The 21647-nt window shown below is 63.8% G+C and carries 18 protein-coding genes, 2 pseudogenes and 1 riboswitch; of the genes and pseudogenes, 9 read left to right on the top strand and 11 right to left on the bottom strand.

Annotated elements, in window-relative coordinates; all coding sequences use genetic code 11:
• Positions 1–346 precede the first annotated feature (346 nt).
• A complete protein-coding gene (locus tag CTR53_RS16005; RefSeq protein ID WP_290815557.1) occupies positions 347–2017 on the bottom strand; it encodes a long-chain-fatty-acid--CoA ligase in 1671 nt (556 codons plus the stop codon).
• Positions 2018–2139: 122 nt separating this feature from the next.
• Between CTR53_RS16005 and CTR53_RS16000 the strand changes: the two genes are divergently transcribed.
• Complete coding sequence (locus CTR53_RS16000) at positions 2140–3420, top strand: aromatic ring-hydroxylating dioxygenase subunit alpha (RefSeq protein WP_290815554.1); 1281 nt, start codon at positions 2140–2142, stop codon at positions 3418–3420.
• Complete coding sequence (locus CTR53_RS15995; RefSeq protein ID WP_290815551.1) at positions 3417–3923, top strand: aromatic-ring-hydroxylating dioxygenase subunit beta; 507 nt, start codon at positions 3417–3419, stop codon at positions 3921–3923. The genes CTR53_RS16000 and CTR53_RS15995 overlap by 4 nt, the downstream gene beginning before the upstream one ends.
• 1 nt (position 3924) lies before the next feature.
• On the opposite strand, the pseudogene CTR53_RS15990 reads toward CTR53_RS15995, so the two are convergent.
• The 5 genes and pseudogenes from CTR53_RS15990 to CTR53_RS15970 form a co-directional block, all read right to left on the bottom strand.
• A pseudogene (locus CTR53_RS15990) lies at positions 3925–5137 on the bottom strand (TRAP transporter large permease).
• Entirely contained in the window at positions 5134–5646 is a 513-nt protein-coding gene (locus tag CTR53_RS15985) for a TRAP transporter small permease (protein WP_290815548.1), read from the bottom strand. Before CTR53_RS15985 ends, CTR53_RS15990 begins: the two are co-directional and overlap by 4 nt.
• Before the next feature lie 21 nt (positions 5647–5667).
• A complete protein-coding gene (locus tag CTR53_RS15980; protein WP_290815545.1) occupies positions 5668–6666 on the bottom strand; it encodes a TRAP transporter substrate-binding protein in 999 nt (332 codons plus the stop codon).
• Between the two features lie 26 nt (positions 6667–6692).
• Positions 6693–7487 carry a FadR/GntR family transcriptional regulator gene (locus CTR53_RS15975; RefSeq protein ID WP_290815758.1) on the bottom strand — a complete coding sequence of 265 codons (795 nt, stop codon included), beginning with the start codon at positions 7485–7487 and terminating at the stop codon, positions 6693–6695.
• 76 nt (positions 7488–7563) lie between these two features.
• Entirely contained in the window at positions 7564–8349 is a 786-nt protein-coding gene (locus tag CTR53_RS15970) for an IclR family transcriptional regulator C-terminal domain-containing protein (RefSeq protein ID WP_290815542.1), read from the bottom strand.
• Between the two features lie 123 nt (positions 8350–8472).
• Here CTR53_RS15970 and CTR53_RS15965 point away from each other — a divergent pair, with 123 nt between their 5' ends.
• From CTR53_RS15965 to CTR53_RS15945, 5 genes are all read left to right on the top strand, one after another.
• Positions 8473–9819 (top strand): aromatic ring-hydroxylating dioxygenase subunit alpha, encoded by a 1347-nt coding sequence (locus CTR53_RS15965; protein ID WP_290815539.1) that lies wholly within the window; start codon positions 8473–8475, stop codon positions 9817–9819.
• 34 nt (positions 9820–9853) lie between these two features.
• The gene (locus tag CTR53_RS15960; protein ID WP_290815536.1) at positions 9854–11290 is read left to right on the top strand and encodes a glutamine synthetase family protein; all 1437 of its coding nucleotides are present in this window, start codon (positions 9854–9856) and stop codon (positions 11288–11290) included.
• Positions 11291–11352: 62 nt separating this feature from the next.
• Positions 11353–11976, top strand: coding sequence for a TIGR02466 family protein (locus CTR53_RS15955; RefSeq protein WP_290815533.1), 624 nt, complete (start codon positions 11353–11355; stop codon positions 11974–11976).
• Between the two features lie 89 nt (positions 11977–12065).
• Positions 12066–13178, top strand: coding sequence for an NADH:flavin oxidoreductase/NADH oxidase (locus tag CTR53_RS15950; RefSeq protein WP_290815530.1), 1113 nt, complete (start codon positions 12066–12068; stop codon positions 13176–13178).
• 98 nt (positions 13179–13276) lie between these two features.
• Positions 13277–13450, top strand: a riboswitch (FMN riboswitch).
• 100 nt (positions 13451–13550) lie between these two features.
• Positions 13551–14066 (top strand): 6,7-dimethyl-8-ribityllumazine synthase, encoded by a 516-nt coding sequence (locus tag CTR53_RS15945; RefSeq protein WP_290815527.1) that lies wholly within the window; start codon positions 13551–13553, stop codon positions 14064–14066.
• 106 nt (positions 14067–14172) lie between these two features.
• Here the strand turns inward: CTR53_RS15945 and CTR53_RS15940 are convergent, their stop codons facing one another.
• The 3 genes from CTR53_RS15940 to CTR53_RS15930 form a co-directional block, all read right to left on the bottom strand.
• Entirely contained in the window at positions 14173–15117 is a 945-nt protein-coding gene (locus tag CTR53_RS15940) for a nucleoside recognition domain-containing protein (RefSeq protein ID WP_290815524.1), read from the bottom strand.
• Positions 15118–15129: 12 nt separating this feature from the next.
• Positions 15130–16299, bottom strand: a complete 1170-nt coding sequence (locus CTR53_RS15935; RefSeq protein ID WP_290815521.1) for an aminotransferase — start codon at positions 16297–16299, stop codon at positions 15130–15132.
• 95 nt (positions 16300–16394) lie between these two features.
• Positions 16395–17312 carry a LysR family transcriptional regulator gene (locus CTR53_RS15930; protein ID WP_290815519.1) on the bottom strand — a complete coding sequence of 306 codons (918 nt, stop codon included), beginning with the start codon at positions 17310–17312 and terminating at the stop codon, positions 16395–16397.
• A gap of 104 nt (positions 17313–17416) precedes the next feature.
• On the opposite strand from CTR53_RS15930, the gene CTR53_RS15925 reads away from it, so the two are divergent.
• Positions 17417–18157, top strand: a complete 741-nt coding sequence (locus tag CTR53_RS15925; RefSeq protein ID WP_290815517.1) for an SDR family oxidoreductase — start codon at positions 17417–17419, stop codon at positions 18155–18157.
• Here the strand turns inward: CTR53_RS15925 and CTR53_RS15920 are convergent.
• Complete coding sequence (locus tag CTR53_RS15920) at positions 18154–18948, bottom strand: hypothetical protein (protein WP_290815514.1); 795 nt, start codon at positions 18946–18948, stop codon at positions 18154–18156. The genes CTR53_RS15925 and CTR53_RS15920 overlap by 4 nt on opposite strands.
• A 3-nt stretch (positions 18949–18951) precedes the next feature.
• Positions 18952–20391 carry a DHA2 family efflux MFS transporter permease subunit gene (locus tag CTR53_RS15915; RefSeq protein WP_290815511.1) on the bottom strand — a complete coding sequence of 480 codons (1440 nt, stop codon included), beginning with the start codon at positions 20389–20391 and terminating at the stop codon, positions 18952–18954.
• 192 nt (positions 20392–20583) lie between these two features.
• On the opposite strand from CTR53_RS15915, the pseudogene CTR53_RS15910 reads away from it, so the two are divergent.
• Positions 20584–21647 (top strand): annotated as a pseudogene (locus tag CTR53_RS15910) (cytochrome ubiquinol oxidase subunit I); the annotation flags it as partial.

The following is a 21647-nucleotide window of genomic DNA, read 5'->3' as shown; positions in this document are numbered from 1 at the left end:
GGGTGTCGCATGTGGAAAGGGCCGCAGCGATGCGGCCCTTTTGCATTGGCTTGCCTGATATCAGATTATCTGCTAATATTCCTATTATAAGAACATTTGTTCGCATATTTGGGTATGCGTAGCCCGGTTCCGAAACTCGGAACGCCCGTCGTTATTGGATATCGTGAATCGGAAAATCAGTGGCTTGGCACAGAATGCCAAGGGCTTAGCCCGGATTTAACGGGACAAAACAGGATGTGACAGGCTCAAACAGGGCGAAACAGGCTCAAACGGGCTGGAACGGGCTCCGAATGGGACGGAACTGGTCCCCGAACGGGACGAAACGGGCTGGGACCAGCGCCGCACGTCAGTCGGCAGCATCGGATTTCGCTGCAGCGCGTTCCTCGTCCTGCAGCACGCGCCACAGGATCTTGCCGGTGGCGGATTTCGGCAGGCTTTCCGCGAAGGCGATCACGCGCGGCACCTTGTAGGCCGCCATGCGGTCGCGGCACCAGGCTTCCACGCTCTCGGCTGTCAGCGCCGCATCGTCTTTGGGAATGATGACGGCTTTCACCGTCTCGCCGCGATGCGGATCGGCGGTGGCGATCACGCAGACCTCGCGGATGCCGGGATGGGCATACATCATCGCCTCGATCTCGCTGGGCCAGACCTTGTAGCCCGAGGCGTTGATCATGCGCTTCAGCCGGTCGACCAGGTAGAAGAAACCTTCCTCGTCGTAATAGCCGAGATCGCCGGAACGGAAGAAACGCTTGCCGTCGCGTTCGAAAAACACCTGCGCGGTTTCCTCCGGCCGGTTCCAGTAGCCCAGAAATATCTGCGGCCCGGCCATCACGATCTCGCCGGTCTCGTGGGGCCCGAGTTCCTCCAGCGTATCCGGATTGACGATGCGGGAATCGACATCGAAGACCGGAATGCCGAGACATTGCGGCTTGGGGTTGCTCACCGGATTGATATGGGTGGCGGCGATGGTCTCCGACAGGCCATAGCCTTCGATGTAATCCAGTCCGGTGAAGTCTTTCAGCCGCGCCGCCACGGCTTTCGGCATCGGTGCGCCACCGCCGCCGATGCCGATCAGCGACGACAGATCCCAGTTGGCCGACTCCGGGTCGGACAGGAAATCGATGCACATGGTGGTGATGTTGCGCCAGTGCGTGATGCGATGGCGGCGGATCAGGTCTGCCGCCACCCGGCGGTCCCAGCGCGTCATCAGCACCAGCGTCGCGCCGTTGAAGAGCGGCGCATTCATCGAATTCTGCATGCCGGTCACGTGAAAGAGCGGCAGGGTCACCAGCTGCACCGATTCCGGTGTCGCCGGATTCCAGGCAATCGAGCCGAACAGCGTCGCTGTCACGCCGCGGATGTTGTGCAGGCAGCCTTTCGGTGCGCCTGTCGTGCCCGACGAATAGGGCAGCACGCACCAGTCGTCATGCGTCGCCTTGTGCGGGCTGGCTGCATGACTGGCTGCCAGCGCGTCCGTCCAGGCGACGGCCGGGCTCGCCACAGGAAGGCGCGCGGCCGCCACGACATCGGGCAGGGCAAGGTCGGTCGGTGCGGTGACGTAATCGGCATAGGCCGCGACGATGGCGTGCTGCAGGTCGTGGCCCAGCAGCTCTTTTGCAAACGGGAAAATCTCCTGGCCGCAGAGGATGGTGGTGGCGCCGGTGTCGCGCGCGATATGGCGCAGCTCTTCCGTCTTGCTCATCGGATTGACCGGCACGACCACGGCGGTCAGGCGCTGGATGGCGTAATAGGCGATGATGAATTGCGGGCTGTTCTGCATATACAGCAGCACGCGGTCCTGCCGTTTGACGCCGCGGGAGGTTTCCAGCCAGCCGGCGAGGCGGTCGACATGGTCCTTCAGCGCGGCATAACTCAGCGCCGAGCCGTAATACAGCAGGGCCGGTTTGTCGGGATACCGCCGGGCGGAAAGCTCCAGGTTTTCGTACAGGCTGGTGGCCGGCAGGGTCAGGTGCTTGGGCACGCCCTTGGGCCAGACCGCATAGTGACGGTCGAACATCGGTTTCCTCCGGTTATGGCGGCCATGCTCGGCGCATTCCGGTCAGGATTCAATTGACGGACACGGCAGGCAGGAGGATAATATTTGCAAATGCAAATAAATCCGTATCGGGAGGATATGGAATGAATATCGCCCCATCTCCACTGCCGCCGCTCGATACCTTGCCGACATGGCAGGACGCAGGCTCCAGCCGCATTCCCTTCTGGGCTTATACCGACCCGCAGGTCTATCGCCGCGAGCTGGAGCGCATGTTCTACGGCCATGGCCACTGGTGCTATGTCGCGCTGGAGGCCGAGCTGCCGAAATTCGGCGACTACAAGATTTCATACGTCGGCGAACGTCAGGTCATCGTGGTGCGCGAGCGCGACGGCAGCCTGAATGTGGTGGAGAACCGCTGCGCCCATCGTGGCGTGCGCTTCTGCCAGAAGCCACGCGGCAATGCGCGCAGCTTCGTCTGCCCCTATCACCAGTGGACCTACAAGCTGAACGGCGACCTCGCCGGACTGCCGTTCCGCCAGGGCGTGAAGAAGGATGACGGCGAAGTGCAGGGTGGCATGCCTGCCGATTTCGACATGAAGCAGCATGGCCTGACCAAACTGAAAGTGGCCGTCTATAACGGCCTGGTCTTTGCCACCTTCGACCAGGATGCGCCGAGCTTCGAGGAGTATATCGGGGCAGATGTCTTGCCCTGGCTCAACCGCATCTTCGACGGCCGCAAGCTCACGATTCTGGGCACCAATCGCCAGCGCATTCCGGGCAACTGGAAGCTGATGATGGAAAACATCAAGGATCCCTATCATCCCGGCCTGCTGCACACCTGGTTCGTCACCTTCGGCCTGTGGCGCGCCGACCAGCAGTCGCGCATGGTGATGGATGAGCATGGCCGCCATGCGGTGATGATCTCGCAGCGCAATGCCGGCGGCGAGGCGAAAGCCGTCACCGAAGGCGTCACCAGCTTCAAGAAGGACATGGCGCTGAACGACATGCGTCTGCTCGACGTGGTGCCGGAATACTGGTGGAAGGGACCGACCGTTACGATGATCACGCTGTTCCCCAGCGTGATCATCCAGCAGCAGGTCAACTCGTTGTCCACGCGGCATATCGTGCCATCGGGACCGGATTCGTTCGATTTCGTCTGGACGCATTTCGGCTTCGAAGAGGATGACGAGGAGATGACGCGCCGCCGCCTGCGTCAGGCCAATCTGTTCGGTCCGGCCGGCTTCGTCTCGGCCGACGACGGCGAGGTGATCGAATTCTCGCAAAGCGGTTTCCGGCAGAAGGGCGCCGACGGCGCCACCCTCTGCGAACTCGACGGCCGCGGCGTGGCGCCGACCCAGCATATGGTGACCGAGACCTTGATCCGCGGCATGTACGGCTACTGGCGCAAGGTGATGGAGCTGTGAGCAAGCTGATCCGCCCGCAGGCTCTGCCGCTCTCCGTGCTGGAGGCGCAGTATTACGTCGACCAGTTCAACGCGACTTATGGCGACATCCTCGACCGCGGCGATTACGACGCCTGGGTCGAACTGTTCACCGAGGATTGCCTCTATAAGGTGATCCCGCGCGAAAACCATGATGCCGGCCTGCCGCTGGCCACCATGGCGCTGGAGAGTCGCGGCATGCTGAAGGATCGCGCCTATGGCATCACCACTACGCTGTTCCATGCGCCTTACTATCAGCGTCATGTGATCGGCGTGGCGCAGATCCTGAACGACAATGGCAGCGAAATCCGGGCGACGGCGAATTATTCGGTGTTTCGCACCAAGCCGGGCTCGGTCTCGGAGATCTACAACGTCGGGCGCTATCTCGATCTGTTTTTGCGCGAGGGCGCCGGACTGAAGCTGAAGGAACGCGTCTGCGTCTTCGACAGCGAGATGATCCTCAATTCGATGATCTATCCGATTTGATCTACTTGCCGGGCTGGAACATCAGCGCGAAGCCCGGAATGTAGGTGGTGAGGAACAGCACCACCAGCATGACCAGAATCTGCGGCCAGATCATGCGCGAGATTTTTCCAAGGCTGAGCCCGGAAATCGCCATGCCGACGAACAGGCAGTATCCGATCGGCGGCGCTGCCATGCCGATGGCGACGTTGGTGACGATGATCGCGCCGAACTGAATCGGATCGACGGCGAATTTGGTGGCGATGGCGATCAGCATCGGGCCGAGGATCACCATGATGGCGATTTCGTCCATCACCGCGGCGAGCAGGAAGAACGCGATATTGAGCCCGGCCAGCGTGATCCACTTTTCGCTGACCTGTCCGGACAGCCAGTTGGCAAAACCGGTGGCGATCTGCTCCTGCGCGATCAGCACGCCGAAGCCGGCAGAGACTGCGATGATGGCGGTGACGATGGCGCTGGTCCGGGCGGCGCGCAGGAACACCTCGGGCAGGGCCTTCAGCGTCAAACGTCGCTCGATCAGCAGGCCGATGATGAGGGCATAGACGCAGGACACGCCGGCTGCCTCGGTGGGGGTGAAGATGCCGCCNNATTTCCGGCCAGCGCGCCTTTTCCTGCTTGGGCACGTGATGACGGCGCGCATGGACGTAGCACACCACCAGCAGGCCGATGGCAATCGCCAGGCCGGGAATGATGCCGGACAGAAACAGCTTGCCGATGGATTGCTCGGCGACGATGCCCCAGATCACGAAGGCGATGGAGGGCGGGATCAGCGGACCGAGCACGCCGGCGCTGACCGCAATCGAGGTCGCGAAGGCCTTGTCGTAGCCGGCCTGCGCCATGGCCGGAATCAGGATGGCGCCGATGGCTGCCGTGGTTGCCGGCGCAGAGCCCGAGATCGCCGAGAAGATCAAAGCTGCCAGCACGGCCACCATCGCCAGGCCGCCGGTGCGATGCCGCACCAGCACGGAGGCGACATTGACCAGGCGCTGCGACAGGCCGCCGGCCGTCATCAGTTCGCCGGCCAGCATGAACAGCGGAATGGCGAGCAGGCTGAATGACTGCGAGCCCGCCACCAGCTGCTGGGCCAGGAAGGCCGGTTCGATATCGACCACGATCAGCACGATGGCGACAATCGTGCCGATCGCGATGGCGAAGGGCAGGCCGAGAATGACGCTGGCGGCGAAACCGGCGGTCAGCAGGATCGCGGCGGTGCTCATGACGGCAGTTCAGTTGTGACTTCGGGCAGCGGCCCGAGGATGACGCGGCGGATCGCGAACAGGAAGATCAGGGCGCCGGCGATCGGCGCAAAACCGTGCAGGATTTCGATGGGGTAACCGATGGCGGCCGAAACCGAGCCGCTGGTCATATCGAGGAAGCGTTCGCCCGACCAGGCCAGATAGGCGCCGAAAGCGGCCACCACGCCATCGAGGCTGCGTTCGTACCAGATGCGCCCCGCTTCCGGCGTCAGCTTGACCAGGAAATCCAGCCTGACATGAAAGCCTTCATAGACGCCCAGTGCGAGACCGCCCATCGTGGCCCAGGCGAACATCAGCACGGCCACTTCCTCGGACCAGGACGGCGTGCGGCCGAAGACGTAACGCATGACGACCTGGATCGTGAGGGCGGCCAGCATGATCGCCAGGGCGGCAATCAGGCTGGCGCGCAGGGCGGAAGCAACGAGCGCGATGCCGCGCTCGATGCCCCGTGTCAGCAGACTCTCATTCATGAAGCAGGAAAATATGCGGTGTTACTGCACCGCCGCCAGTGTTTCCTTCATCAGATCCGGACCGATCGAGCCCTTGAACTGCTCGTACACGCTCTGCACCGAGGCGCGGAACGGCTTGAAGTCGGACACCCGGTTGATCTTCATGCCGGATTTCTCCAGGCGGGCGATCACTTCGGTGGCGGCGGCGGCCACGGCCTCGCGCTGCGCCAGGGTGGCGGATTTGCCGGCCTCGGTCACTACCTTCTTCAGATCGTCCGGCAGCCGGTCGTAGCTGCGCTTGGCCATCAGCAGGGGGATGGCCGAGTAGGTGTGGTTGGTGATCGAGAGGAACTTGGTCACTTCGAAGTATTTGTTCTGCTCGATGACGGCGAGCGGGATTTCCAGGCCGTCGATGGCGCCCTGCTGCACGGCGGTGAAAGTCTCGCCCCAGGCCATCGGCACGGCATTGCCGCCGAGCGAGGAGAACATGCCGATGAAGACCGGATTCTGCATCACGCGATATTTCACGCCTTTCACGTCTTCCGGCTTTTCGACCGGTCGCACGTTGTTGACCATGTTGCGGAAGCCGCCTTCCATCCAGCCGAGCAGCTTGATGCCCTTGGTTTCCAGCTTGGCGGCCAGCTTCTGTCCGACCGGGCCATCGAGCACGCGGCGTGCCTGCGCCTCGCTTTCGAACAGGAAGGGCAGGTCGTTCAGCTGGAACGCCGGTTCGATCTGGGCGATCACCGCATTGGTGATGACGCCGGCATCCACGGTGCCCAGCCGCATGCCTTCCAGCATCGGCTTCTCATCGCCGAGCTGGCGATTGGGGAACAGCTGCACTTCCAGCCGGCCGCCGGAGGCAGGCTCAACCCGCTCCTTGAAGGCGCGGGCGCCGACGGCATAGGGATCCTGCGCCCCGTCCGACGTGGTCCAGCCGAGCTTGATCACGGTTTTCTGCTGCGCGATGGCGGGAACTGCGGCCAGCGCGAGGCCGGCCATGACGGTCACGGCCAGCGTATGCTTCAAGGTGCTGATCATTTCTGGTTTCCTCCGGTTTGCGGTCATTATTGTTTGTTTTTGGAACGTGTCGTTCTGGATGCCGGTTTGCGGCCGGGCTTTGTCGCGACGTCGGCCGAACAGACCTGCGATGCAAAAGCGCCAAGTCCGAGCCGTTCCATGGCCGAGGACAGGTGGTTGCGCATGGCGGCTTCGGCGCCGGCAACATGCCGGGCCTTGATGGCGGCGTAGATGGCTTCATGTTCCGCCTGCACCACGCGCACACGGGCGGGATGCTGGCTGGCGGTATTGGCGCGGGCTTTGGCGATGGCGCCGCGCAGATTGGCGCCGAGGAAGCCGATGAAGCTGTCGAAATAGGGATTGTTGGCGGCGCCGGCGATGGCGGCATGAAAGCGGTTGTCTGACTCGATGCCATCGCGGCCGGCGGCGATATCGGCGGCCAGGTCATCCAGGGCGGCGCGCATGGCGTGCAGCTCCGGCGCGGTGATGTTGGCGGCGGCGAGGCCGGCGGCCGTGACCTCGACGGCGACGCGGAGCTGGAACAGGCTGCGCAGGTCGGTCGCGGCATCCGGCTTGGCATCCAGCCGGAACAGGCCCTTGCCCGGTTCGGCGGTGACGAAAGCGCCGAGCCCCTGCCGCGTTTCCAGCAGTCCGTCCGACTTCAGGCGCGACATGGCCTCGCGGATCACCATGCGCGACACATTGAACCGGTCGGACAGCTCCTTTTCGCTCGGCAGCCTCGCGCCGGGGCCGAATTCGCCGTCGCGGATCGCCGCGCCGAGCTGGCGGGCGACTTCATCCGAGAGGCGTGGGGCACGGGAGATCGCTTCTGCTGTAAACATGGTCACCGAGTTATCATACAACCTGACAGGCTGTAAATTCCCGTCCGCAGCGCAGCGGCTGATTCCCTGGCCGGCGCTAGATCACCTGGCTTTTCAACTCCTCCGCTGCACGCAACAGGTGCGGGAGGAACTCGCTGCGCATCTGCGGCAGGCCGGCGCGCTCGATCCGCACGCCGATATTCAGGGCCGCCACGATACGGCCGTCGAAGCGGCGCACCGGCACGGCGATCGAGCGGAAACCCAGTTCAGCCTCCTGGTCGGCCAGTGCATAGCCGTCGCCTGCGACCTTACCCAGCTGGATCTGCAGTTCGCTGCTGTCGATTACTGTATGGGGCGTCAGCCGGCGCATCTGCAAAGTCGCGGCATCGATGCCGGTTTCGCTCAGCAGCACGCGGCCCAAGGCCGAGCAGAAGGCCGGCACGCGAAAGCCCAGACCGGGCGCCGAGGACATGAAACGCGGCGGCGAGGCATGCGCCACCATCACGGCTTCCTGGCCATGCAGCACAGCGGCCGAACAGGCTTCATCCAGTTTGCGGCAGAGCCAGTCGCAGGTGATCTGCAGTGCCGGCGCATTGCCGGCCGAGCCGAGATAGGCGCCGGCCAGGCCGACCACCTGCGGCGTCAGGCGGAACAGCTTGCCGTCGCTCTCCAGATAGCCGAGTTCGGTCAGCGTATAGAGCGCGCGGCGCACCGTGGCGCGCGGCAGGTCGACGGCGCGGGCGACGTCGCTGAGCGTCATCTGCGGCCGGCTGCCGTCAAAAGCTGTCAGCACGGAGAGGCCCCGGGCCAGCGCCTCGAGGTAGTCAGGGCTGCGGCCGGACTGGGCGCGCTTTTCGGCATCGGTCTCGCGCAGGCGGGTCATAGCGGCTCACTCTCATCTTGCCGGGGCGGACAGACGGGTTTAAAATCGCACAAATGTTCGCTAGTCGGACATTCTCGGGCCTGTGGGAGGGTCCGTCAAGCTCGAGTTGAGGGAGTCCGAGCCATGACCACGCACGAGCAGAATATGCGCATGACCCGGGTCGGTCCGGGTCAGCCGGCGGGCAAGTTGCTGCGCCGTTACTGGCAGCCGGTCGCCCTGATCGAGGAACTCGACGATCTGCGTCCGGTCCGCCCGGTCAAACTGATAGGCCAGGATTTCGTGCTGTTCAGGGATGAGCAGGGCCGCTTCGGCCTGCTCGATCGCGATTGTCCGCACCGCGGCGCCGACCTCGCTTTCGGCCGGCCGGAAAACGGCGGCCTGCGCTGCCCCTTCCATGGCTGGCTGTTCGATGTGATGGGCAACTGCCTGCAGACCCCGGCCGAGCCCGAGACCAGCAAGCTCTGCCAGCGTATCAAACAGAAGAGCTATCCGGTGGTTCTGCGCAGCGGCATTCTGTTTGCTTACCTAGGCCCATTAAACGAAAAGACTGGCGAGCCGCCGGCGTTTCCCGATCTCGACTGCTTCATCGCGCCCGATTCCCATGTCTTTGCCTTCAAGGGACATATGGCCTGCAACTGGCTGCAGGCGCTGGAGGTCGGCATCGATCCCGCGCATGCCTCCTTCCTGCATCGCTTCTTCGAGGATGAAGACCCGAATGCCAATTACGGCCGGCAGTTCCGCGCCAATTCGGCCGATTCCGATATGCCGATGACGCAGGTGCTGCGCGAATTCGAGCGGCCGACCATCGAGATCGAGCGCACCGATTATGGCATGCGGCTGATCGCGCTGCGCGAGCTGAACGAGAAGAGCACGCATGTGCGTGTGACCAATCTGCTGTTCCCGCAGGCCTTCAACATTCCGCTCTCGGCCGAAATGACCATCACGCAATGGCATGTGCCGGTGGATGATGTGAACTGCTACTGGTTCGCCATTTTCACCAGCTTCACCGGTCCGGTCGACAAGCAGCAGATGCGCGAGCAGCGCCTGCAGCTCTATACCCTGCCGGATTATATCCCGCGCAAGAACAAGGCGAATGACTACGGTTTCGATCCGTATGAGCAGAAGACCAAGACCTTCACCGGCATGGGCGACGACATCAACGTGCATGACCAGTGGGCGGTGGAAAGCCAAGGCCCGATCCAGGACCGCACCCGCGAGCATCTCGGCAGCACCGACAAGGGTATCATCAACTATCGCTCCATGCTGATGAAGGCGATCGACCAGGCTGAAAGCGGCAACGAGCCGCCGCTGATGGTGCTGGATGCCGAACAGGCCAAGGCGATCCGTGGCCCGGTCACCATCGATGGCATTGCCCCGACCGGCGCATGGCAGGCATACTGGCGCGAGGCCGATGCACGCAAACGCGCGGCCGCGCCGTGGCAGGCTCCAGCCGTTCTCGCTGCGGAATAAATCACCAGTCTTACGCTGCGGGGGAATGTCAGTGGTGTCATTTGTCGACAAGCACGGCCTGTGGACAGCCGAGCAGCAGAAAGCGGCCAAAGCGGTCGAGAAGGAAGTCGCCGAGCGCGGCCTCTCGGTGATCCGTTTCTCCTTCGCCGACCAGCACGGCATTTTGCGCGGCAAGACGCTGGTGGCTGAGGAGCTTGCCAGCGCGATGCGCAGCGGCGTCGGCTTCACCACCACGCTGCTGGCGAAAGACACGTCGCATCGCACGGTGTTCCCGGTCTTCACCAAGGGCGGCGGCTTCGGTCTGGAGGAGATGCAGGGCGCCGCCGATGTGCTGATGGTGGCCGATCCGACCACGTTCAAGGTGCTGCCCTGGGCGCCGCAGACCGGCTGGCTGCTCTGCGATCTGTATTTCGCCGATGGTCGTCCGGTGCCGTTCTCGACGCGCCAGCTCTATCGCGACGCCCTGAAGAAGATCAACGACAAGGGCTACGACTATGTCGCCGGCCTGGAAGTCGAATTCCATGTCTTCAAGCTGGAAGATCCGAAGCTGAAGCCGGAAGATGCCGGCCAGCCCGGCAATCCGCCCGAGGTGAGCCTGCTGACGCAGGGCTACAACTATCTCACCGAACTGCGCTACGACCAATACGACACGGTGTATGAAATCCTGCGCAAGGATATCCAGGCGCTCGGGCTGCCGCTGCGCTCGATGGAAGTGGAATTCGGCCCGAGCCAGGCGGAATTCACCTTCCGGCCCGGCACCAATATGGAGTCGGCCGATACGATGGTGCTGTTCCGCTCGGCCGCCAAGCAGATCGCGCGCCGGCACGGCTATCACGTCACCTTCATGTGCCGGCCGAAACTGCCGAACATCTTCTCATCCGGTTGGCATCTGCATCAGTCGCTGGTTGACCGCAAGACGGGGAAGAATGCCTTCATCCCGACCGAAGACGGTCAGCCGCTGTCGAAACTCGGCCGGCATTTCCTCGCCGGACTGCTGGAACATGCGCCGGCCTCTGCTGCCTTTGCCGCGCCGACCATCAATGCCTATCGCCGCTATCGGCCGTATTCTCTCGCACCGGACCGCGCCATCTGGGGCCGCGACAATCGCGGCGTGATGTGCCGCGTGCTGGGCGCCAAGGACGATCCGGCCAGCCGCATCGAGAACCGCCTGGGCGAACCGGCTGCCAATCCCTATCTCTATATGGCCTCGCAGCTGCTCGCCGGGCTGGATGGCATGGATAAAGGCAAGGAACCGCCGCCGTCGGCCGATGCGCCCTATGAGACGCTGGCGCCGGCATTGCCGCGGTCGCTGGAGGCCGCGCTGGCGGCCTTGAAGGACAGCGCCTGTTACCGCGCCGGACTGGGCGACCGCTTTGTCGACTACTTCCTGCATATCAAGCAGGCCGAGATCGCGCGTTTCCAGCTCGAAGTGAGCGACTGGGAGCATCGCGAATATTTCGAGCTGTTCTGAACGGCATCGTCACCCCGGGTCTCGCCAACAGGCTCGCCCGGGATGACGCATAGAAAGACATCATGTCCCTGATCAATCTCTTCCCCACCCGCATCTATCTGGCACCGTTGAAGGCCGCGGGCCTCGCGCGTTTCAACCAGGATCTCGCAGACGAGGCCGATGGCCTGCGCCACTCTGATGTGGCCGGGCAGCGCTGGAGCGCGAAGAACTATCCCGGCGGCTACACCTCCTATGGCAGCCACGACAAGCTGCATTGCATTTCCAGTGGTTTCGCGGCGCTGGAAAAGGCGCTGAACAGGCATGTGAAGGCGTATGCGACCGACCTCGGCTACGACCTGCGTGGCCGCAAGCTCAGCATGACCGACTGCTGGGTCAACATGATGGCCGGTGCGGTGACGCATGGCCTGCATCTGCATCCGCTCAGCTTCATCAGCGGGACTTACTATGTGCAGGTGCCGAAGGGCGCCGCTGCGATCAAGTTCGAGGATCCGCGGCTCGACCGCCTGATGGCGGCACCGCCGAAACGCGACGACATCGCCCCGCGTGAACGCCTGCATTACAGCGTGAAGCCCAAGGCCGGCGACGTCGTGCTGTTCGAAAGCTGGCTGCGCCATGAAGTGCCGCCCAGTTTCACGGTGCAGGAACGTATTTCGGTCAGCTTCAATTACGCCTGGTCGGCAATCTGAACCATCCGCACCAATCTGGCAGGACTTGACCGCAGGCTTTCGCGCGTCATCCTTTCCGGCATCCGTTCTTAAGCCTGAGATGCCCGCCGATGTCCGCCCTGTTCGAACCGCTGCAACTGCGCTCCGTCACCCTGCCCAATCGCATCGTGCTGTCGCCGATGTGCCAGTACAGTGCCGTGGATGGCGTGCCGAACAACTGGCATCGCATCCATCTTGGCCGCTATGCCACGGCAGGTCTCGGGCTGATCATGGCGGAGGCCACCCATGTCAGCGCGCAGGGCCGCATCACGCCGGGCTGCCTCGGGCTTTACAATGCCGTGCAGGAAGCCGCTCTCGCCAGCATCGTTGCCGATGTGAAGCAGTTCGGCCCGACACCCTTTGCCATCCAGCTCGCCCATGCCGGCCGCAAGGCCTCGGCCGATCTGCCCTGGCGCGGCGGCCAGTCGCTGCAGGGGCCGCTGGCCTGGCCGACCGTGGCACCCAGCCCGATCCCGCATGACACCGGCTGGCATACGCCGGCCGAACTGGACGACGAGGGCCTGGCCGAGATCAAACGCGATTTCGTCTCTGCCGTGCAGCGCGCCGACCGCGCCGGCGTCGACCTGATCGAGCTGCATGGCGCGCATGGCTATCTGATGCATCAATTCGTCTCGCCGATTTCCAACAAGCGGAAAGACGGCTACGGCGGCAGCCTGGAAAACCGCATGCGCTTTCCGTTGGAGGTGTTTGAGGCGGTACGTTCCACCTGGCCGAAGCACAAGCCGCTCGGCATGCGCATCACCGGCAGCGACTGGATGGGCAGCGAGGGTCTGGGCATCGAGGATGCCATCAAGTTCGCCGCACGGTTGAAGGAACTCGGTGCCGACTTTGTCGATGTCAGTTCCGGCGGCGTGTCGATGCAGCAGAAGATCACCACCGGTCCGGGCTATCAGGCGCATTTTGCCACAGCCGTGAAGCAGGCTACCGGTCTGGTGACCATGGCGGTCGGCATGATCACCGAGCCGCAGCAGGCCGAGGCCATCGTGAAAGAGGGCAAGGCCGATCTGGTGGCGATGGCGCGCGCCCTGCTGCACGATCCCTACTGGGCCTGGCATGCCGCCGATGCGCTGCATGGCGAGGTGCATGTCGCGCCGCAATACCTGCGCGGTCGCCAGCGCGGCATCGATACGCCGCGCGATGTGGTGCTGAAGGCCGCGCGCTGACGTAACGGCACCTCAAATTTGTACCGCAACAATCTCGCACTTGCCGGACTGGCGACTTCGTCTTATGTCTGATCGCAGGTCGCCGGGTTGTCCGGCGGCCACGTTCTCAGGGCGGGGTGAAAGTCCCCACCGGCGGTATGTGTCTTGCCAATATCTCTTTTGGCAAACACGAGCCCGCGAGCGCCTCACGGCTTTCATTCGGCCATGAGGGTCCAGCAGATCCGGTGAGATGCCGGAGCCGACGGTCATAGTCCGGATGGAAGAGAGCGGTTGACGAAACGCGCTGGTCGCACGCGCAGTCTCATGACTGTGCGTGAACGGTGCGGTGCCGATACCGTGCGCCCTGATTCAATGGCTGAAAGGACTCGCCAGATGAATCAGCGCCTAGAACAGACCAATCCCACTGAAATCCGTCTCGACACTACCGGCAAGGATGCAAGGCGCGTGGCCTTTATCCAGGCCTGCTGGCATCGCGACATCGTTGATGAAGCCTGGGAAGCATTCCTTCCTGAAATGGCCAAGGCCGGCCTGCGGCAGGGCAGTATCGACCGGTTCGAACTGCCCGGCGTGTTCGAGATTCCGCTGCAGGCCAAGCTGCTGGCGAAAACCGGCCGCTATCATGCCATCGTCGCGGCAGGCTTCGTGGTCAATGGCGGCATCTACCGCCACGACTTCGTGTCATCTGCGGTGATCGACGGCCTGATGCAGGTGCAGCTGGAAACCGAAGTGCCGGTGTTATCCTGCGTGCTGACGCCGCATCATTTCCACGAGCATGACGAGCATCGCCAGTTCTTCCGCGACCATTTCAAGGTGAAAGGCCGCGAAGTGGCGGTGGCCTGCGCCGCGACCCTGCGGAATATCGGCGCGCTGCAGAAGGCAGCGGCGTAAATCCCTGTGTGTCATGCCCGGCCTTGTGCCGGGCATCCACGTCTTACTGTTGGAAAAGGCGTGGATGGCCGGGACAAGCCCGGCCATGACATATGTGGGGCGCAACCTAGACGGCCAATCGCCGTACCAGCCCCGGCATCGCATCCAGCGCCAAGGCAATCAGCCTGATCGCCAGCAGGGTCAGGGCCACGCGGCCGACCAGCACGGCCCAGATGTCGGCGCCGACGGCCAGCATCAGGCCGGTATCCTCGATCAGCGAATGGCTGAGCGAAATCCAGCACAGTGCCAGTACGCGCATCTTCGGCTCGAAATTGCGTTCCTGCGCTTCCTTGATGATCAGCCCGCCGCCATAGGTGAGGCCGAGCAGCACGCCCACGGTGGTGACCGGTGCGAGGTCGCGGCTGAGACCGGAGAACCGCAGCAGTGGCATCATGGCTTCGGTGAGCCGCCGCGTGATGCCGGCACGTTCGAACAGGTCGAGCAGCAGGATCAGCGCCACGATGATCAGGAAGGTCGCTGCCAGCGAAATGACCGACGACACCAGCCAGTCGAGCCAGCCGGCGGAAGGCGAGGCCATGCGATGCAGCAGCCCGGCATCGGCCGGTTCGGACAGCCAGCCGGTGGCATGGCAGATCGCCGTCACCAGCAGGGCATAAAGCAGCGCAGCGACCAGACGCAGGGCAGCCGTGAACCAGAAGCTGGCGCCGGCCTTGCGCACGATGGCCTGTTCCATCGGCAGGGCATGCGCGAACAGCATCATGGCGCAGACAATGGAGAGCTGGCCGGTGGTGAGTGTGGCGGAGTCCGCCAGCAGCGGCAGCGCGCCGAGCCCGCCATAGATGCCGATGGTGAAGGAAGCGACCAGCACCAGCCCGGCTTCAGGCGGCAGGCCGATCAGCGCCATGACCGGCGCCAGCAACGGGCCGAGGGCATCGATCAGGCCGATCTCGGCGGCGACTTTCACGGCCACCATCACCGGCACCATGATCTTGATCAGCTGCCAGAACACCTTCAGGCTGGTCTGCAGCCTGGAACCCAGATACGCGCGCATGTCAGGGATCGATCAGCCGCGTTTGATATGCGCGGCGATGCGTTCGACCGCGCCGTCCAGCTTGTCGTAGGTCTTGGCAAAGCAGAAGCGGATCACGCTTTTCACATGATCCTCGGCATAGAAGGCGCTGACCGGGATCGCCGCCACCTTGGCCTGCTCCACCATCTTCAGGCAGAAGGCGGCATCGTCGACGTCGTTCGAGCCTGCCTTTTTTAAGACCGGCGAGAGATCGACATTGAGGAAATAGGTCGCCTGGCTTGGCAGCACGGTCAGCCCGGCTTCGGTCAGGCCTTTGGCGAAGCGGTCGCGCGCGGTCTGCAGGTCCTGACGCATGCCGGTGAAATAGGCGTCGTCCTTGCCGAGGCCATAGGCGACGGCGGCCTGAAGATTGGGCGGCGTGGTGAAGGTGACATACTGATGCGCCTTGGCCAGCACCTTCATGATCGAAGGCGCTGCACAGACAAAACCGACCTTCCAGCCGGTCAGCGAGAAAATCTTGCCGGCCGAGCCGATCTTGATACAGCGCTCGCGCAGGCCCGGCAGCGCGATCAGCGGCTGATGCTCCAGCCCGTCGAACAGAACGTGTTCCCAGACCTCGTCGCAGATCGCGATCGCGTTGTGCTTCACCAGGTAACGGCCGAGCAGTTCGAGATCCTCGCGTGGAAATACGCTGGCGGTCGGATTGAGCGGATTGTTGAAGATCACGGCTTTGGTTTTCGGCGAAAAGGCAGCGTCGAGTGCCGCCTCGTCGATGCGCCAGTGCGGCGGGCGGAGCGTGACGAATTTCGGCACGCCGCCGGCGCGCTTCACCAGCGGCAGATAGGCATCGTACATCGGCTGGAACAGCACGACCTCGTCGCCGGGCTGCAGCACGGCCATCAGGCTGTCGGCGAGCGCCTCGGTGGCGCCCGAGGTGATCATCACTTCGCTCTGCCAGTCGAGATCGAGCTTGTGGAACCGCTTGTAATGCGTCGCCACCGCCTGGCGCAATTCGGGAATGCCCATCATCGGCGGATACTGGTTCCAGCCCGACAGCAGCGCGGCCGCACCCTTGGCGCGCACATCCTCAGGCCCGGGATCGTCGGGGAAGCCCTGGCCGAGATTGATCGCGTCATGTTGCATGGCCAGCCGCGACATGGTCTCGAAAATGGTGGTGGGCGCGTCGGCGAAGATCGGGTTCATAGCCAGAAAGTCCAATGAATACGCGTGAATTGGTGCAGGGTCTGCGCGGGCGGCTGATGTAGCACGCTGGCCGGGGAGGGGACAGCCTTGAAACGTTAAAGTCGTCCGTCGGCGTCGGCCTGGCGGAACAGCGCGGCGAGGAAATCGACGAAAACCCGCACCCGGGGCGACAACTGCCGATGCGTCGGATAGACCGCCTGTACCGGCATCGGCGCCGGCCGCCAGGGCTGCAGGATCTCGCGCAGGCGTCCGGCGCGGATATGGTCGAGCGCGTGGTAGCGTGGCACCTGGATGATGCCGAGCCCGGCCAGTGCCGCCGCGCTGTAGGCATCGGCGTCGTTCACGGCGATGAGATTCGGCAGAATGAAGACGCGGTTGTCGCCATCGATGGTGAAATCCAGCGATTCATGCCGCCCGGTCGCCAGCGACATATAGCTGACGGCGCGGTGATTGTTCCGGTGCAGCTCATCGGGATGCTGCGGCTCGCCGTGGCGCGCGAGGTAATCCGCGCTGGCCACGGTGATCTGGTCCATCTTTGCCACGCGGCGCGCCACCAGGCTCGATTCCGGCAAGGCGCCGCTGCGCAGGGCGCAGTCATAGCCTTCGCGGATCAGGTCGACCGGCCGGTCGCCGAAACCAAGTTCCAGCTTCAGCTCGGGATACTGCTGCAGGAAGTCCGGCAGGGCCGGAATGATGAAATGCCGCGCCACCGTGCCCTGCAAAGCAACGCGCAAAGTGCCGCGCGGGCTGCCGCCGCTCTGGCGGAACACGGACTCGGTTTCATCGAGATCGGCGAGCAGGCGCAGGCAGCGCTGGTAATAGGCCTCGCCGTCGAGCGTGGTGCGCACACTGCGGGTGGTGCGCTCCAGCAGCCGGGCATTCAGCCGCGCCTCCAGCTGCTTGATCGCATGGGTGACGGTGGCACGCGGCAGCTGCAGGTCGTCGGCGGCAGCAGTGAAGCTGCCCAGCTCGACGATGCGGGTGAACAGCCGCATGGCCTGAAAGCGGTCCATTGCTATTGTTTATATAAATTGAACAATAATGGCAATATAAGGATATTTATTCAAATAAATCAAAAGGGCATATGGGAGGCACCCCAATCAAGGAGCCTTCTCCCATGTCCACCCAGAAAGTCGCGATTATCACCGGCGGGTCGCGCGGCATCGGCGCCGCGATCAGCCAGACACTGGCGGCCAGCGGCCATGCCGTCGTCATCAACTATGCCAGCCGGGCCGCGGAGGCCGAGGCGCTGGTGCTTAAGATCGCCGGGGCTGGCGGTCGCGCCATCGCGGTCAAAGGTGATGTTGCCGATCCGGCTGCCGCCGAGGCGTTGTTCGATGCGGCGGAAAAAGCTTTCGGCGGCGTCGATATTGTCGTGGCCAATGCCGGCGTGCTGAACGGCAGCCTGCCGAAGATCGCCGAGACGACGGCGGACGATTTCGACCGTACCTTTGCCATCAATGTGAAGGGCGTGTTCAGCCTGATGCAGCAGGCGGCGAAACGCCTGCGCGATGGCGGCCGGATCGTCACGCTGTCATCGTCGGTCCTGGGCATGAACCTGCCGGGTTACGGCGTCTATGCCGCCAGCAAGGCGGCGGTCGAGACGCTGTCGCGCTTCCTGGCGCATGAGTTGCGCGGGCGGCAGATCACGGTGAATACGGTGGCGCCAGGTCCGGTGGCGACCGAACTGTTCTTTGCCGGCAAGAGCGAGGAGCGCGTGGCGCAGCTGGCGAAAATTCCGCCGCTGGAGCGGCTGGGGCAACCTGATGACATCGCTCAGGTGGTCGCGTTTCTCGCGAGCGAGGCCGGCGGCTGGATCAACGGCCAGCTGATCCGTGCCAATGGTGGCGCGGTCTAGACGGTCTTGCGCAGGTGGCGCCGGCGCAGCAGCGCCAGCGCCACCGCAATGCCGAGCGATCCGACCAGACCGAGCGCAAAGGCCGGCCAGATGCCGATACGCGGGCCGAGTACAGCCAGAGCCGTGAAGAAGGGGATATGGCTCGCCATGCCGATCTGCGCCGCGCGCAAGGCGGCGCGGATGCCGCCGCTTTCGAGCCGGCGCGGCAGGAACCAGCAGACCGTCATCAGCGCCACCGGGAAGGAGGCGAAGATGCCGGCCACGGTCGGACCGAGCAGATGCGCCAGGCCGCTGACCACGGCCACGAGAAACCCGGCAGCGGAGCCACGCAGCGCGATCTCGTAAAACGGTGAACGGCCACGCGCAGCCGGTGCCGTCATCGGTACGCGCCGGCCGCTCCACCAGGCGATCAGGCCGGCGACAGCGATCACGGTGAAAGACACTGGCAGCGCGGCCGGCAGGCTGCGGACAATCAGTCCGGTGACCAGCCAGGCGCCTAGCGCGCCGACCAGCACGACCGCCATCGGCAGTCGCCCGACCAGCGCAATGGCGGCAACCAGGAACAGCAACACCGAGCCGACGGTGGCGAGGCTGCCGAGTGCGGCCTGCGCCACAAAGCCGGGCTCCTGATGCAGGATGATGAACACATAAGCCGGCGCGGTGACGATCGGCAGGGCCAGCACGATGCCGCCGATGAAGGGCGAGGCGCGTTCCATCAGCGCCACCACGCCGCCGACGAAACCGGCGGCGGCCAGACCGCGCGCCGCAATGGCGAGGATTGCAAGATCCATGTTCTAGCGCGGTCCGGTATCGTCAGGGCGCGGCGGTGTGCCCTGGCTCAGGCGCTGCGTCGGCGCGATCAGCCGGTGACCGCTGACTTCCGAACCGGCATCATGCGGCAGGCGCAGGAAGACGATGGCCGCCAGCATGGCCGTCACGCCCACGGTGAAGAAGGCCGGGGTGAAACTGTCGGCGGCGATCCGCTCGATGCCGCCGCTGGCGCTGACGGTGGCATGCAGCACCATGGCGCCGACCGCCACACCGGCAGAGAGCGACAATTGCTGCATCATCGAGGTGAAGCTGGTGGCGCGGCTCATCCGTTCGTTGGGAATGTCGGCAATGGTCAGCGTGTTGCTGCTGGTGAACTGCAGCGAGCGGAAGAAGCCGCCCATCAGCAGCAGGCCGAGGATCAGGGCATGCGGCGTATCGGGGCGGAACAGGCCACAGATGGCAATGAAGCCGCCGCTCAGCAGGGCGTTGCCGATCAGCACGCGGCGAAAGCCGATATTGCGCAGGATCGGCCCGGCCGCCATTTTCATGGTCAGTGCACCAGCCGCGGAGACAAAGGTGGTCATGCCGGATTCAAAAGCGCTGAGGCCGAAGCCGAGCTGCAGCATCAGCGGCAGCAGGAATGGCAGCGCGCCGACGCCGATACGGAACAGGAAGGCGCCGGCCATGCCCGCCCGGAAGGTGGGCACCTTCAGCAGCGACAGATCGATCAGCGGATGCGGATAGCGCCGGGCATGGCGCAGATAAAGTCCGATGCCGATTACCCCGACGACCAGAAGTGCAGCCACGGCAGAATCGGGAAGAAGTCCGCGGCCGATGGTCTCAAAACCGAAAACCAGACCGCAGAGGCCGAAGGCCGACATCAGGAAGCCGCGCCAGTCAAGCGGTGGTACTTTCTCTTCACGGATGTTGGGGATGTAGAGCGTCACCAGCACGATGCCGAGCAGGCTGATCGGCAGGTTGATCCAGAAGATCCAGCGCCACGACAGATAGGTGGTGAGGAAACCGCCCAACGGAGGCCCCATCACCGGGCCGACCAGCGCCGGCACGGTCAGCCAGGTCATGGCGCGCACCAGTTCGGATTTCGGGATGGTGCGCAACATCACCATGCGGCCGACCGGCACCATCATGGCGCCACCCAGGCCCTGCAATGTGCGGGCACCCACCAGGGTCCAGAAACTGTCGGCCAGGCCGCAGAGCAGGGAGCCGATGCTGAACACGACGATGGCGGCGCGAAACACCGTGCGTGCGCCGAAGCGGTCCGCCACCCAGCCGCTGACCGGGATGAACACCGCAAGGCTGAACAGATAGGAGGTGATGGCGAGATTGAGCTTGAGCGGATTCTCGCCGAGCGAAGCGGCGATGCTGGGCAGCGCCGTGGCCAGCACGCTCGAATCAAGGTTCTCCATGAACAGCGCGCAGGCAACGATCAGGGGAATCAGCATGGGAGCGGCGAACGGGAACCGGAGGGCGGGGTGGGCGACAACTATGCGGCACTATAGCCGGTTGCCAGCGTTTATAGCCCTGCGAAGGCTGCAAGTCTCGCATGACGAGNNGCGTTGACCCCAGCGTAGCGGCGCGTTTCCTTTTGGTGCAGGCGTCAAACGGCCCTAACATGGCCGCACGGAGGTCCGCCGATGCAAGCGCTGCTCGATCCCGTCTTCCTGGCCCGGCTGCAGTTCGCCTTCACGATTTCATTTCATATCATCTTCCCGGCCTTCACCATCGGACTGGCCAGCTATCTGGCAGTGCTGGAAGCGCTGTGGCTGTGGACCAAACGTGAGGTCTATATCCAGGTCTTCCGCTTCTGGCTGAAAATCTTCGCCGTCACCTTTGGCATGGGCGTCGTGTCGGGACTGGTGATGAGCTACCAGTTCGGCACCAACTGGGCCGTCTTCTCCGACCGGGCCGGGCCGGTGGTCGGCCCATTGATGGCTTACGAGGTGATGTCGGCCTTTTTCCTCGAAGCCGGCTTCCTCGGCGTGATGTTGTTCGGCATGCAGCGCGTCGGCAAGGGGCTGCATTTCTTCGCCACCGCGATGGTCGCCTTCGGTACCTTCATCTCGGCCTTCTGGATTCTGGCGGTGAACAGCTGGATGCAGACTCCGGCCGGCTATGCCATCGCGCCGAACGGCCAGTTCGTGCCGGAAGACTGGTTTGCCGTGGTGTTCAATCCGTCCTTCCCCTATCGGCTGGTGCATATGGTGCTGGCGGCCTATCTGACGACCGCCTTCGTGGTCGGCGCGGTCGGCGCCTGGCATCTGCTGCGCGACAGGGCCAATGCGGGTGCGCGGGTGATGTTCTCGATGGCGATGTGGATGGCTGCCATCGTGGCACCGGTTCAGATTGTGGCCGGCGACTTCCACGGGCTGAACACGCTGAAACACCAGCCGGCCAAGATCGCGGCGATGGAAGGCCATTACGAGGCAAACATCAAAGGCGCGCCGCTCTATCTGTTCGGTCTGCCCGACAACGCGGCCGGCGAAACCAGATACGCCATCGGCATACCCAAGCTGGGCAGCCTGATCCTGACGCATGACCCTGATGGCGAGATGAAAGGCCTGAAGGCTTTCCCGCGCGAAGACTGGCCGCCGGCGCATGTGGTGTTCTGGAGCTTCCGCATCATGGTGGGTCTGGGCACGCTGATGGCTTTGCTCGGGCTGGTCAGCCTCGTCATGCGCATCGGCGGACGCATCTACAG

It is taken from the genome of Ferrovibrio sp. (assembly GCF_002796975.1).
Taxonomy (GTDB): domain Bacteria; phylum Pseudomonadota; class Alphaproteobacteria; order Ferrovibrionales; family Ferrovibrionaceae; genus Ferrovibrio.
Note: the sequence above shows the minus strand (reverse complement) of the source record. Positions and strands in the feature narration are given on the sequence as shown.

Bases quoted from the DNA above. Each gene is read 5' to 3' on its own strand.
- CTR53_RS15955 (WP_290815533.1), top strand. From the start codon at position 11,353: ATGTCCCTGATCAATCTCTTCCCCACCCGCATCTATCTGGCACCGTTG.
- CTR53_RS15925 (WP_290815517.1), top strand. From the start codon at position 17,417: ATGTCCACCCAGAAAGTCGCGATTATCACCGGCGGGTCGCGCGGCATC.
- CTR53_RS15950 (WP_290815530.1), top strand. From the start codon at position 12,066: ATGTCCGCCCTGTTCGAACCGCTGCAACTGCGCTCCGTCACCCTGCCC.
- CTR53_RS16005 (WP_290815557.1), bottom strand. From the start codon at position 2,017: ATGTTCGACCGTCACTATGCGGTCTGGCCCAAGGGCGTGCCCAAGCAC.
- CTR53_RS15970 (WP_290815542.1), bottom strand. From the start codon at position 8,349: ATGACCCGCCTGCGCGAGACCGATGCCGAAAAGCGCGCCCAGTCCGGC.
- CTR53_RS15935 (WP_290815521.1), bottom strand. From the start codon at position 16,299: ATGAACCCGATCTTCGCCGACGCGCCCACCACCATTTTCGAGACCATG.
- CTR53_RS15920 (WP_290815514.1), bottom strand. From the start codon at position 18,948: ATGGATCTTGCAATCCTCGCCATTGCGGCGCGCGGTCTGGCCGCCGCC.
- CTR53_RS15985 (WP_290815548.1), bottom strand. From the start codon at position 5,646: ATGAATGAGAGTCTGCTGACACGGGGCATCGAGCGCGGCATCGCGCTC.
- CTR53_RS15945 (WP_290815527.1), top strand. From the start codon at position 13,551: ATGAATCAGCGCCTAGAACAGACCAATCCCACTGAAATCCGTCTCGAC.
- CTR53_RS15915 (WP_290815511.1), bottom strand. From the start codon at position 20,391: ATGCTGATTCCCCTGATCGTTGCCTGCGCGCTGTTCATGGAGAACCTT.
- CTR53_RS15965 (WP_290815539.1), top strand. From the start codon at position 8,473: ATGACCACGCACGAGCAGAATATGCGCATGACCCGGGTCGGTCCGGGT.
- CTR53_RS15930 (WP_290815519.1), bottom strand. From the start codon at position 17,312: ATGGACCGCTTTCAGGCCATGCGGCTGTTCACCCGCATCGTCGAGCTG.
- CTR53_RS15940 (WP_290815524.1), bottom strand. From the start codon at position 15,117: ATGCGCGCGTATCTGGGTTCCAGGCTGCAGACCAGCCTGAAGGTGTTC.
- CTR53_RS15980 (WP_290815545.1), bottom strand. From the start codon at position 6,666: ATGATCAGCACCTTGAAGCATACGCTGGCCGTGACCGTCATGGCCGGC.
- CTR53_RS16000 (WP_290815554.1), top strand. From the start codon at position 2,140: ATGAATATCGCCCCATCTCCACTGCCGCCGCTCGATACCTTGCCGACA.
- CTR53_RS15975 (WP_290815758.1), bottom strand. From the start codon at position 7,487: ATGTTTACAGCAGAAGCGATCTCCCGTGCCCCACGCCTCTCGGATGAA.